A 12,618-nucleotide genomic window follows, 5' to 3' on the forward strand; every position below is an offset into this window, starting at 1 on the left:
GCCGTGGGAGCAAGGCTTGCCCGCGATGAGGGCGATGCGGTCTTTCAGAAATTGAGGCGCCTGTATCGCGAGCAAGCTTTGTTCCCACACCCACCGCCACAAAAAAGCAGACCTCAATCAAGTTTCAAGAATGGCTCAAGCCCGCGGCGCATACGCAAACACATCGGCGCGCATTTGGTGGGCGTCCATTCCAGCCTCCACCAGCGCGTCGAGCGTGGCGTAGATCATGGCGGGCGAACCGCTGGCGTAGACATGCACACTAGAGAGGTCGCTGATGTCCTCGCACACCGCCTCATGGAGCATCCCGCAGCGCCCTTGCCATCCACACAAATCGCTGACGACTTTGTGCAGGAACAGGTTCGGCAGCTTTTTCCACTCGTCCCAATGCTCGATTTCGTAAAAGTCTTCCGGTCGTCGCACGCCCCAATACAGGTGTACCGGGTGCTTGAACCCCGCAGCGCGGCAGTGCTCGATCAGGCTGTGCATCTGCGCCATCCCGGTACCGGCGGCGATCAGCACCAATGGACCGTCCGGCAACTCGGACAGGTGGGTATCGCCGAAAGGCATTTCGACGCGCACGTTGGGGTTGCGCCGCAGTTGCTCCAGCAGCGCCTGCGCACTGCTTTCGCGCACTAATACGTGCAACTGCAGGTCGCGCCCCGAGTGCGGCGCGGAGGCCAGGGAGAACGCCGACTTTTCGCCGTTTTCGCGTTCGATCAACAGATACTGCCCCGCGTGATAACGCGGCGGCTTGCCCGCGGGCGCACGCAGGCGTACCCGCCAGACATCGCCGCCCACCTCGGCGCACTCGATGACCTGACAGGCCAGGTTGCGGACCGGCAACTCACCCGGCGCCAGCACGCCATCCCACAACACCACACAGTCCTCCAGAGGCTCGGCGATGCAGGTGAAAATCTCACCGTGATCGCGCACCTCGCCAGCCTGTTCCACACGGCCTTCCACCAACAACGCACCACAGACGTGGCAGTTGCCATTGCGGCAGCTTTGCGGGCATTCATAGCCCAGGCGCCGCGCGCCATCGAGAATCCGCTCTGCGGGCCGGATCTCCAGCACCGCTCCGGACGGCTGCAAGGTTACACGCATCAATCTATTCCTAACTGATTCCAGATGGCATCGATCCGTTGGGTAACGGCTTCATCCTTGACGATAACCCGGCCCCACTCACGGGTGGTTTCACCGGGCCATTTATGCGTGGCATCGAGCCCCATCTTCGACCCCAGGCCGGACACCGGCGAGGCGAAGTCGAGGTAGTCGATCGGCGTATTCTCGATCATCACCGTATCGCGCTTGGGGTCCATGCGCGTGGTGATGGCCCAGATCACATCGTTCCAGTCCCGTGCGTTGATATCGTCGTCTGTGACGATAACGAACTTGGTGTACATGAACTGTCGCAAAAACGACCAGACCCCGAGCATCACCCGCTTGGCATGCCCAGGATACGACTTCTTCATGGTCACCACGGCCATCCGATACGAACAGCCTTCCGGCGGCAGGTAGAAATCGGTGATTTCCGGAAATTGCTTCTGCAGGATCGGCACGAACACTTCGTTCAGCGCCACGCCGAGAATGGCCGGTTCATCCGGCGGCCGGCCGGTGTAGGTACTGTGGTAAATCGGTTTGATCCGATGGGTAATGCGTTCGACGGTGAATACCGGGAAGCTGTCGACTTCGTTGTAGTATCCGGTGTGGTCACCATACGGGCCTTCATCAGCCATCTCGCCGGGATGGATCACACCTTCAAGGATGATCTCGGCGGTGGCCGGCACTTGCAGGTCGTTGCCACGGCACTTCACCAACTCGGTACGGTTGCCGCGCAACAGGCCGGCGAACGCATATTCGGAGAGGCTGTCAGGCACGGGCGTGACGGCGCCGAGAATAGTCGCCGGGTCCGCGCCCAGGGCCACTGCCACCGGGAATGGTTGGCCAGGGTGCTTTTCACACCACTCGCGATAATCCAGAGCGCCGCCGCGATGGCTCAGCCAGCGCATGATGACCTTGTTGCGGCCAATCACCTGCTGGCGATAGATACCCAGGTTCTGGCGATCCTTGTTCGGGCCTTTGGTGACGGTCAGGCCCCAGGTGATCAGCGGCCCCACATCGCCTGGCCAGCAGGTCTGCACGGGCAGCATCGCCAGGTCGACATCGTCGCCCTCGATCACCACTTCCTGGCAGATGGCGTCCTTGACGACTTTCGGCGCCATGGAAATGATCTTGCGGAAAATCGGCAGCTTGGACCAGGCATCCTTCAGGCCTTTCGGCGGCTCGGGTTCCTTGAGGAACGCCAGCAGCTTGCCGATCTCGCGCAGTTCGCTAACCGCTTCGGCGCCCATGCCCAGGGCCACGCGTTCCGGTGTGCCGAACAGGTTGCCCAGCACCGGAATGTCATAACCGGTTGGGTTTTCGAACAACAATGCCGGCCCCTTGGCCCGCAGAGTGCGGTCGCAGACCTCGGTCATTTCCAGCACTGGAGACACCGGCACCTGGATGCGCTTGAGTTCGCCGCGCTGTTCCAGCCCGCTGATAAAGTCGCGCAAGTCGCGATACTGCATGCAAAAGCCTCATGGTGGCCGTGGCGTTCGGGGGCCCGAGTTTAACGCCGCCCGCTCAAATTAGTGAATGCGCAGATAGCAAAAAGCCGGGTTTCCCCGGCTCTTGCTAGCCTGTTCGATTTACTTGCGTTTCATCGACAGGAAGAACTCATCGTTGGTCTTGGTCTGTTTCAGCTTGTCGACCAGGAACTCGATGGCGGCGACTTCGTCCATCGGATGCAGCAGTTTGCGCAGGATCCACATACGCTGCAGCTCGTCATCGGCCGTCAGCAACTCTTCGCGGCGGGTGCCGGAACGGTTGATGTTGATGGCCGGGAAGACGCGCTTTTCGGCGATCTTACGATCCAGAGGCAATTCCATGTTGCCAGTGCCTTTGAATTCCTCGTAGATCACTTCGTCCATCTTCGAGCCGGTTTCAACCAGCGCGGTGGCGATGATGGTCAGCGAGCCGCCTTCTTCGATGTTGCGCGCGGCGCCGAAGAAACGCTTCGGTTTCTCCAGGGCGTGGGCATCGACACCACCGGTCAGCACCTTGCCGGAGCTCGGGATCACGGTGTTGTAGGCACGGGCCAGACGGGTGATGGAGTCCAGCAGGATCACCACGTCTTTCTTGTGCTCGACCAGGCGCTTGGCCTTCTCGATCACCATTTCGGCAACCTGCACGTGGCGGGTCGGCGGCTCGTCGAACGTCGAGGCGACCACTTCGCCGCGCACGGTGCGCTGCATCTCGGTCACTTCTTCCGGACGCTCGTCGATCAGCAGCACGATCAGATGAACTTCAGGGTTGTTACGGGCGATGTTGGCCGCGATGTTCTGCAGCATGATCGTCTTGCCCGCTTTCGGCGGTGCCACGATCAGACCACGCTGGCCTTTGCCGATGGGTGCGCACAGGTCGATGACACGACCGGTGAGGTCTTCGGTGGAACCGTTGCCGGCTTCCATCTTCATGCGCACGGTCGGGAACAGCGGGGTCAGGTTCTCGAAGAGAATCTTGTTCTTCGCGTTTTCCGGACGGTCGAAGTTGATCGTGTCGACCTTGAGCAGCGCGAAATAACGCTCGCCTTCCTTCGGAGGACGGATCTTGCCAACGATGGTGTCACCGGTGCGCAAGTTGAAACGGCGGATCTGGCTCGGCGAGACGTAGATATCGTCTGGGCCAGCGAGATAGGAAGCGTCTGCAGAGCGGAGAAAGCCGAAGCCGTCCTGGAGAATCTCCAGCACGCCATCACCGGAGATTTCCTCGCCGCTTTTCGCGTGCTTTTTGAGCAGGGAGAAAATCACGTCCTGCTTGCGCGAACGGGCCATATTTTCTATGCCCATCTGTTCGGCCAATTCGAGCAGTTCGGTAATCGGCTTTTGCTTGAGTTCAGTCAGATTCATATAGGAATGACGTAATCATTTATGGAGGGGGGAAATTAAGCTTTTGGCTTAATGAGGCCGCGCCGCGGAGAAGGCGACAGGATCGCGTACTTATTCGAAAGGAGTGCGTCGGCGACGGCTTGCAGGGGGCAATGGAGAAACCAGTGCGGGGCCGAATGTAACACCTGGGTTTGCGAGCGTCTAGCCCCGAATAACGAAAAAGCCCCGCGATTTGCGGGGCTTTTTCAATGGCATTCGGCGCTTAGATGTTGGCGTCGAGGAAAGCAGCCAGTTGCGACTTCGACAGCGCACCCACCTTGGTGGCTTCGACGTTGCCGTTCTTGAACAGCATCAGAGTCGGGATACCACGCACGCCGTGCTTGGCCGGAGTCTCCTGGTTTTCGTCGATGTTCAGCTTGGCGATGGTCAGCTTGCCTTTGTAAGTCTCGGCAATTTCGTCCAGGACCGGGGCGATCATTTTGCACGGACCGCACCACTCAGCCCAATAGTCGACCAGTACCGCGCCTTCGGCCTTGAGTACGTCAGCCTCGAAGCTAGCGTCGCTAACGTGTTTGATCAGATCGCTGCTCATGGAAATCTCCGGGGTTGTCAGCAAAAAAACGTGGCCCATCATAGCGGCCCTTCCCGGGTTCAGGAAGCCGCAGTTGATTGAGTCTCGCTATGGTGGCGGATGTATTTGGGTATAGCGCCAGTCACGAGGCAGCCGGGGCCACGAAGGAAATCCCGGTACGCAGCGCAGCGTTACGTACATGTTCCTGCATGGCTTTTTGTGCGGCGCCCGAAGCGCGGCGAGCCAAGGCGCGAAGAATCTTGCGATGTTCCTGCCAGGTTTCCATCGCCCGCTCCGCCCTGATGAACGGTAGTTTCTGGCTTTCCAGGAAGAGTTCGGCGCTGGCCGTGAGAATGCTCAGCATGGCCTGGTTGCCGCTGGCCAGCAGGATTCGCCGATGAAATTCGAAATCCAGGCGCGCCGCGGCGTCGAAATCCCCGATCTTCAACTCCCGGCGCATGGCTTCCACGTTGTCTTGCAGTGTGTCGAGTTCATCGGCGCTCAGCGTCACCGCCGCCAACCCCGCCGCGAAACCTTCCAGGGCGTAGCGCAACTGGAAGATATCCACTGGCGAAGCCTGAGCCGCGAAGGGCCAGCGCGACGTCGGCTCGTTCTGCAAGAGCTCCACCGGCGATTGCACGAACACCCCTTTGCCCGGCTGCACGCTGATCAGTCCCAGGGCGCTCAACGACGAAAGCGCTTCGCGCAGCGACGCCCGGCTCACACCCAGTTGCAGCGCCAGGTCCCGTTGCGACGGCAGCACATCGCCAGGCCCGAAGCCTTCATCGGCGATCAGTTTGCGAATGGCTTGCAGCGCCACTTCAGGGACGGCGCGAGAGATGGAATTCATGATTTTTCAGACGAACCGGGCCAGTGAGCGGCTAGTTGTAAAGCTATTCGACGCGCCCGGCAAGTCGTGCCCCAGCAGGGTTCGGCGACAAATACCGACGCCCGATAACGGTGCGAAATGCAGCGCAACTGTTCAGACCAGTCAGACCGTCTCCCACCAGCAAAACCGTGGCTTTGGCGCAATAACGGGCGGTTTGGCATGGCCTGTGCTCTGTCCGAACGCAGAAATCACATCACCGATTGCGGAGATTCGCCATGATTCAGCGTTGCAGCGCCCTGCTCACTGCCCTGTTTGCCAGCCTGATGCTCTGTCAGCTACCCGCCCACGCCGATGGCCTGGAAGACGTGGTCAAGCGTGGCACGCTCAAGGTCGCCGTCCCCCAGGACTTTCCCCCGTTCGGCTCGGTAGGCCCGGATATGAAGCCCCGTGGCCTGGACATCGACACTGCGAAACTGCTGGCCGACCAGCTCAAGGTCAAACTTGAACTGACGCCGGTCAACAGCACCAACCGCATCCCATTCCTGACCACCGGCAAGGTCGACCTGGTCATCTCCAGCCTGGGCAAGAACCCCGAGCGGGAAAAGGTCATCGACTTTTCCAGTGCCTACGCGCCGTTCTACCTGGCGGTGTTCGGCCCGCCCGATGCAGCCATCAATGGCCTGGATGACCTCAAGGGCAAGACCATCAGCGTCACCCGTGGCGCCATCGAAGACATCGAGCTGACCAAGGTCGCCCCCGAAGGCGCCACCATCAAGCGCTTCGAAGACAACAACTCGACCATCGCCGCCTACCTGGCCGGCCAGGTGGACCTGATTGCCAGCGGCAACGTGGTAATGGTCGCCATCAGCGAACGCAACCCCAAGCGTGTCCCGGCGCTGAAGGTGAAACTCAAGGACTCGCCGGTGTACGTCGGCGTGAACAAAAACGAGCCCGCGCTGCTGGACAAGGTCAACCAGATCCTCGCCACCGCCAAGACCGATGGCAGCCTGGAAAAGAACTCCCAGACCTGGCTCAAGCAGCCGCTGCCGGCCGACCTCTGACCGTCGCTTGAGAGGCTGAGCATGGCTTATCAGTTCGATTTTCTGCCGGTGGTGCAAAACACCGAGCTGCTGCTGCGCGGTGCCTTGTTCACCCTGGAACTGACGGCCATCGGCGCGTTGCTCGGGGTTGGCCTGGGCATCGTCGGGGCCGTGGTGCGGGCGTGGAACATACGTCCGTTCTCGGCGATCTTCGGCGTGTACGTGGAGCTGATCCGCAACACGCCGTTCCTGGTGCAGCTGTTTTTCATCTTCTTCGGCCTGCCGTCCCTGGGCTTGCAGATTTCCGAATGGCAGGCGGCGGTGCTGGCGATGGTGATCAACCTCGGCGCCTATTCCACGGAGATCATTCGTGCCGGCATCCAGGCCATCCCGCGGGGGCAGCTGGAAGCCGCCGCGGCCCTGGCGATGAGCCGCTTCGAAGCCTTCCGCCACGTGGTGCTGCTGCCGGCGCTGGGCAAGGTCTGGCCGGCCCTGAGCAGCCAGATCATCATCGTGATGCTCGGCTCGGCGGTCTGTTCGCAGATCGCCACCGAAGAATTGAGCTTCGCCGCCAACTTCATTCAGTCGCGCAACTTCCGCGCCTTTGAAACCTATGCACTGACCACGCTGATCTATTTGTGCATGGCACTGTTGATCCGCCAGTTCCTGAACTGGGTGGGTCGCCGCTACATTGCCAGGAGCAGCCAATGAGCGATTTCACTTTCTGGGACGTGGTGCGCAACCTGCTCACGGGCTTGCAATGGACCCTGGCCTTGTCGTTGGTAGCGTTTATCGGCGGCGGGCTGATCGGCCTGCTGGTCATGGTCTTGCGCATTTCCAAAAACGCCCTGCCCCGCAACGTCGCCCGCACCTACATTGAGCTGTTCCAAGGCACGCCGCTGTTGATGCAGCTGTTCCTGGTGTTCTTCGGCGTGGCCCTGGCCGGGGTGGAGATTTCGCCCTGGATGGCCGCGGCGATTGCCTTGACGCTGTTTACCAGTGCCTATCTGGCGGAGATCTGGCGCGGTTGCGTCGAAGCGATCCCCAACGGTCAGTGGGAAGCCTCTTCGAGCCTGGCCCTCAACCCGCTGGAACAGTTGCGCTACGTGATCCTGCCCCAAGCCCTGCGCATCGCCGTGGCGCCGACCGTGGGCTTTTCGGTGCAGGTGGTCAAAGGCACCGCAGTGACCTCGATCATTGGTTTTACCGAACTGACCAAGACCGGCGGCATGCTCGCCAACGCCACGTTCGAGCCGTTCATGGTGTATGGCTTGGTGGCCCTCGGTTACTTCCTGCTCTGCTACCCCTTGTCCCTCAGTGCGCGCTACCTGGAAAGGAGACTGCATGCCTCTGCTTAGAATTTCCGCCCTGCATAAATACTACGGCGATCACCACGTGCTCAAAGGCATCGACCTGACCGTCGAGGAAGGCCAGGTGGTGGCGATCATCGGCCGCAGTGGCTCGGGCAAATCCACTTTGCTGCGCACCCTCAATGGCCTGGAGTCGATCAACGACGGCGTGATCGAAGTGGATGGCGAATACCTTGACGCCGCTCGTGCCGACCTGCGCAGCCTGCGGCAGAAAGTCGGGATGGTGTTCCAACAGTTCAACCTGTTCCCGCACCTGACGGTCGGCGAGAACGTGATGCTCGCACCGCAGGTTGTACAGAAAGTACCCAAGGCCAAGGCGGCTGAATTGGCGCGGCAGATGCTGGAACGGGTCGGCCTCGGCGAGAAGTTTGACGCCTTCCCTGACCGTTTGTCCGGTGGTCAGCAACAACGGGTAGCCATTGCCCGGGCCCTGGCGATGTCGCCGAAAGTACTGCTGTGCGACGAAATCACCTCGGCCCTGGACCCGGAACTGGTCAATGAAGTGCTCAGCGTGGTGCGGCAACTGGCCAAGGAAGGCATGACCCTGATCATGGTCACCCATGAAATGCGTTTCGCCCGGGAGGTCGGGGATAAACTGGTGTTCATGCACCAGGGCAAGGTGCATGAGGTCGGCGATCCCAAAGTGTTGTTCGCCGAGCCGCAGACGGCGGAGCTGGCGAATTTCATTGGGACGGTCGAACACGCCTGATCGCGCCTGTGGCGGGGGCGCAAGCTCGCGCTCGGTTGCACTGTAGGAGCTGCCGAAGGCTGTGATCTTTTGATCTTTCGCTTGAGACTCAAGCGTCCGGGGAAAGATCGCAGCCTCGCTTCGCTCGGCAGCTCCTACGGGCCCAGCGGGAGCAAGCGCCCTCGCCACAGTAAGCTGCTCTGGCTCAAGGGTTTGGATCAGGCGCGTTGGCGTAAGCGGTTGATCGTGGCAGGATGTCGAGGTTATCGACCGAGACTTTTTGACCATGCCGCCATCCCAAGCCAAGAATCTGTCCCTGATTGCTGCCATAGACCTGGGCTCCAATAGCTTCCACATGGTCGTCGCCAAGGCCCAGAACGGGGAAATCCGCATTCTTGAGCGACTCGGCGAGAAGGTCCAACTGGCTGCCGGTATCGACGAAGAGCGCAAGCTGAGCGAAGAATCCATCCAGCGCGGGCTCGATTGCCTCAAGCGATTCGCGCAACTGATCAACGGTCTGCCCTTGGGCGCGGTGCGGATCGTGGGCACAAACGCCCTGCGCGAAGCGCGTAACCGTGGCGAATTCATTCACCGCGCCGAAGAGATTCTCGGCCACCCGGTAGAGGTTATCTCCGGCCGTGAAGAGGCCCGCCTGATCTACCTCGGCGTGTCCCACACCCTGGCCGATACCCCAGGCAAGCGCCTGGTAGCCGACATCGGCGGCGGCAGTACCGAATTCATCATTGGCCAGCGTTTCGAGCCGCTGCTGCGCGAAAGTCTGCAGATGGGCTGCGTCAGCTACACCCAGCGCTATTTCCGCGACGGCAAGATCACCCCGGCTCGCTACGCCCAGGCCTATACGGCGGCGCGCCTGGAAATCATGAGCATCGAACATGCCCTGCACCGCCTGACCTGGGATGAAGCCATCGGCTCCTCGGGCACCATTCGCGCCATTGGCCTGGCGCTCAAGGCCGGCGGTCACGGCACCGGCGAGGTCAACGCCGAAGGTCTGGCCTGGCTCAAGCGCCGGGTGTTCAAACTCGGCGATGTAGACAAGATCGACTTCGAAGGCATCAAGCCTGACCGCCGGGCGATTTTCCCGGCGGGCCTGGCGATTCTGGAAGCGATTTTCGACGCCCTTGAACTGCAACGCATGGACCATTGCGAGGGTGCGCTGCGCGAAGGCGTGCTGTATGACCTACTGGGGCGTCATCACCACGAAGATGTCCGTGAACGCACCCTGGGCTCACTCATGGAGCGTTATCACGTCGACCAGGAACAGGCCGCGCGGGTCGAGCGCAAGGCGCTGCATGCCTTCGACCAGGTGGCCGATGACTGGGACCTGAACGACGGTGTCTGGCGCGAACTGCTGGGCTGGGCCGCCAAGGTGCATGAAGTGGGCCTGGACATCGCCCACTATCACTACCACAAGCACGGCGCCTACCTGATCGAGCACTCGGACCTGGCAGGCTTCTCCCGGGAAGACCAGCAGATGCTTGCGCTATTGGTGCGCGGCCACCGACGCAATATTCCCAAGGATAAATTTGCCGAGTTCGGCGATGAAGGCATCAAACTGATTCGCCTGTGCGTGCTGCTGCGCTTTGCGATTCTGTTCCACCACATCCGCGGCACCCAGGAAATGCCCCAGGTGGCCCTGCACGCCGATGGCGATCAATTGGATGTAATGTTTCCCGAGGGCTGGCTGGAAGAGAACCAACTGACCCAGGCCGACTTCGCCCAGGAGGCCGAATGGCTTACGCGGGTCGGGATTGTGCTGAACATTCACTGATCGGCACCACGGCAGGCTCCCCCGTAGCGAGGGAGCTTGCTCCCGCTCGGCTGCGCAGCCGTCGCAGGATCTGCCTGAAATGGAATTTTTCCTGACACACCGAGCTGAATGGCTTCAGGGCTGCTTCGCAGCCCAGCGGGAGCAGGCTCCCTCGCCACAAAAACCAAGCTCGCCTCCAGGCGTTTAACGAACCGCCAACACCGGGCTGCTCAGACGCTCCAGCAAGGTCGCCTGGGCGCTGCGCGGGTTCTGGTTGCCAGTCGGCGTGTTGCGGATGTAGCGACCATCCGACTGCAGGCTCCAGCTGTGGGTGTTGTCGGTAAGGTAGCTTTCCAGCTCTTTCTTGACCCGCAGGATCAGCTTCTTGCCTTCCACCGGGAAGCAAGTCTCGACCCGCTTGTCGAGGTTGCGCTCCATCCAGTCGGCGCTGGAGAGGAACATCTGCTCCTCGCCACCGTTGAGGAAGTAGAACACCCGGGTATGCTCCAGGAAACGCCCAATGATCGAGCGTACATGGATGTTATGGGAAACCCCCGGAATGCCCGGTCGCAGGCAGCACATGCCCCGCACCACCAGGTCGATGCGCACGCCCGACTGACTGGCCTTGTACAACGCGCGGATGATTTTCGGGTCGGTCAGCGAGTTGAACTTGGCAATGATATGGGCCGGCTTGCCTTCCAGGGCGAACTGGGTTTCCCGGGCGATCATGTCGAGCATGCCCTTTTTCAGGGTGAACGGCGCATGCAACAGCTTCTTCATGCGCAGGGTCTTGCCCATGCCGATCAACTGGCTGAACAACTTGCCGACGTCTTCGCACAAGGCGTCGTCCGAGGTCAGCAGGCTGTAGTCGGTATATAGACGGGCGTTGGCCGCGTGATAGTTACCGGTGCCCAAGTGAGCGTAACGCACGATCTCACCGGCTTCGCGGCGCAGGATGAGCATCATCTTGGCGTGGGTCTTGAAGCCGACCACGCCGTAGATCACCACCGCACCGGCCGCTTGCAGGCGGCTGGCCAGTTGCAGGTTGGATTCTTCATCGAAGCGTGCGCGCAATTCGATCACCGCTGTGACTTCCTTGCCGTTTCGCGCCGCGTCCACCAGGGCATCGACGATTTCCGAGTTGGCGCCACTGCGGTACAGGGTCTGGCGCACCGCCAATACGTGGGGATCCTTGGCCGCTTGGCGCAGCAGGTCGACCACCGGGGTGAAGGACTCGAACGGGTGCAACAGCAGGATGTCCTGCTTGCTGACCACGCTGAAAATATTCTCACTGTTCTGCAGCAGTTTCGGGATCTGCGGCGTGAACGGCAGGTATTGCAGTTCCGGATGGCTGTCCAGGCCCGTGATGCTGAACAGCCGGGTCAGGTTGACCGGACCGTTGACCTGATACAGCTCGGTCTCATGCAGATTGAATTGCTTGAGCAGATAATCAGACAGGTGTTTGGGGCAGGTATCGGCCACTTCCAGGCGCACCGCATCGCCGTAGCGACGGGAGAACAACTCACCGCGCAGGGCACGGGCCAGGTCTTCGACGTCCTCGGTGTCCACCGACAGGTCGGCGTTACGGGTCAGGCGGAACTGGTAGCAACCCTTGACCTTCATGCCCTGGAACAGGTCATCGGCGTGGGCATGGATCATCGACGACAGGAACACATAATTGTCGCCGGGGCCGCCGACGTCTTCCGGCACGCGGATGATGCGCGGCAACAGGCGTGGCGCCGGAATGATCGCCAGGCCGGAATCGCGACCGAAGGCGTCGATGCCTTCCAGTTCGACGATGAAGTTCAGGCTCTTGTTGACCAGCAACGGGAACGGGTGCGTGGGGTCGAGGCCGATCGGCGTAATGATCGGCGCGATCTCGTCACGGAAATAGCGACGTACCCAGGTCTTGATCTTGGTGTTCCAGTAGCGGCGACGGATGAAGCGCACCTGGTGCTTTTCCAGCTCTGGCAACAGGATCTCGTTGAGGATCGCGTATTGGCGGTCAACGTGGCCATGGACCAGTTCGCTGATGCGCGCCAGGGCCTGATGCGGCTGCAGGCCATCGGCACCGGCCTGTTCCCGGGCAAAGGTGATTTGCTTCTTCAGGCCGGCAACACGAATTTCGAAGAACTCGTCCAGGTTGCTGGAAAAGATCAACAGGAACTTCAGGCGTTCCAGCAGCGGGTAGGACTCGTCCAGCGCCTGTTCCAGCACGCGGATGTTGAACTGCAGTTGCGACAGCTCGCGATGGATGTACAGGCTGCTGTCATCCAGGTTGGGTACGGCAATCGCCGGGGCCGGGGGCGGCTCGATGACAGCCGGGGGAGCAGGCTCCAGCTCCGGCGGTGTTTCGGCAATTTGCTCGACCACGGGTTGAGCGTCTTTTACGGCAACTTCAGAGAGTCCTTCGGTATTCATCG

General features: G+C 60.9%; 11 protein-coding genes. 5 read left to right on the forward strand and 6 right to left on the reverse strand.

Annotation, left to right across the window (positions count from 1 at the left end):
• Nucleotides 1-135: 135 nt before the first annotated feature.
• The 5 genes from EPZ47_RS28565 to EPZ47_RS28585 form a co-directional block, all read right to left on the reverse strand.
• A complete protein-coding gene (locus EPZ47_RS28565; RefSeq protein WP_135847703.1) occupies nucleotides 136-1,104 on the reverse strand; it encodes a CDP-6-deoxy-delta-3,4-glucoseen reductase in 969 nt (322 codons plus the stop codon).
• Nucleotides 1,104-2,570 carry a 4-hydroxy-3-polyprenylbenzoate decarboxylase gene (gene ubiD, locus EPZ47_RS28570; RefSeq protein WP_135847704.1) on the reverse strand — a complete coding sequence of 489 codons (1,467 nt, stop codon included), beginning with the start codon at nucleotides 2,568-2,570 and terminating at the stop codon, nucleotides 1,104-1,106. Before ubiD ends, EPZ47_RS28565 begins: the two co-directional genes overlap by 1 nt.
• A 120-nt stretch (nucleotides 2,571-2,690) precedes the next feature.
• A complete protein-coding gene (gene rho, locus EPZ47_RS28575) occupies nucleotides 2,691-3,950 on the reverse strand; it encodes a transcription termination factor Rho (protein ID WP_025216061.1) in 1,260 nt (419 codons plus the stop codon).
• 241 nt (nucleotides 3,951-4,191) lie between these two features.
• On the reverse strand, nucleotides 4,192-4,521 hold the full coding sequence (gene trxA, locus EPZ47_RS28580; protein WP_003177349.1) for a thioredoxin TrxA: 330 nt from the start codon (nucleotides 4,519-4,521) through the stop codon (nucleotides 4,192-4,194).
• A 121-nt stretch (nucleotides 4,522-4,642) separates the two neighbouring features.
• Nucleotides 4,643-5,350, reverse strand: coding sequence for a FadR/GntR family transcriptional regulator (locus tag EPZ47_RS28585; protein WP_135847705.1), 708 nt, complete (start codon nucleotides 5,348-5,350; stop codon nucleotides 4,643-4,645).
• A gap of 254 nt (nucleotides 5,351-5,604) precedes the next feature.
• On the opposite strand from EPZ47_RS28585, the gene EPZ47_RS28590 reads away from it, so the two are divergent.
• The 5 genes from EPZ47_RS28590 (at nucleotide 5,605) to ppx (ending at nucleotide 10,216) form a co-directional block, all read left to right on the forward strand.
• Nucleotides 5,605-6,390 (forward strand): transporter substrate-binding domain-containing protein, encoded by a 786-nt coding sequence (locus tag EPZ47_RS28590; protein ID WP_135847706.1) that lies wholly within the window; start codon nucleotides 5,605-5,607, stop codon nucleotides 6,388-6,390.
• Nucleotides 6,391-6,411: 21 nt separating this feature from the next.
• Nucleotides 6,412-7,080 (forward strand): amino acid ABC transporter permease, encoded by a 669-nt coding sequence (locus EPZ47_RS28595; RefSeq protein WP_135847707.1) that lies wholly within the window; start codon nucleotides 6,412-6,414, stop codon nucleotides 7,078-7,080.
• A complete protein-coding gene (locus EPZ47_RS28600; protein ID WP_135847708.1) occupies nucleotides 7,077-7,727 on the forward strand; it encodes an amino acid ABC transporter permease in 651 nt (216 codons plus the stop codon). Before EPZ47_RS28595 ends, EPZ47_RS28600 begins: the two co-directional genes overlap by 4 nt.
• Nucleotides 7,714-8,448, forward strand: coding sequence for an amino acid ABC transporter ATP-binding protein (locus tag EPZ47_RS28605; protein WP_135847709.1), 735 nt, complete (start codon nucleotides 7,714-7,716; stop codon nucleotides 8,446-8,448). The genes EPZ47_RS28600 and EPZ47_RS28605 overlap by 14 nt, the downstream gene beginning before the upstream one ends.
• 265 nt (nucleotides 8,449-8,713) lie before the next feature.
• A complete protein-coding gene (gene ppx, locus EPZ47_RS28610; protein WP_135847710.1) occupies nucleotides 8,714-10,216 on the forward strand; it encodes an exopolyphosphatase in 1,503 nt (500 codons plus the stop codon).
• Between the two features lie 183 nt (nucleotides 10,217-10,399).
• On the opposite strand, the gene ppk1 is transcribed toward ppx, so the two are convergent.
• Nucleotides 10,400-12,616 carry a polyphosphate kinase 1 gene (gene ppk1 / locus EPZ47_RS28615; RefSeq protein ID WP_135847711.1) on the reverse strand — a complete coding sequence of 739 codons (2,217 nt, stop codon included), beginning with the start codon at nucleotides 12,614-12,616 and terminating at the stop codon, nucleotides 10,400-10,402.
• Between the last annotated feature and the right edge of the window lie 2 nt (nucleotides 12,617-12,618).

The organism is Pseudomonas viciae, assembly GCF_004786035.1.
In the GTDB taxonomy this organism is placed as follows: Bacteria; Pseudomonadota; Gammaproteobacteria; order Pseudomonadales; family Pseudomonadaceae; genus Aquipseudomonas; species Aquipseudomonas viciae.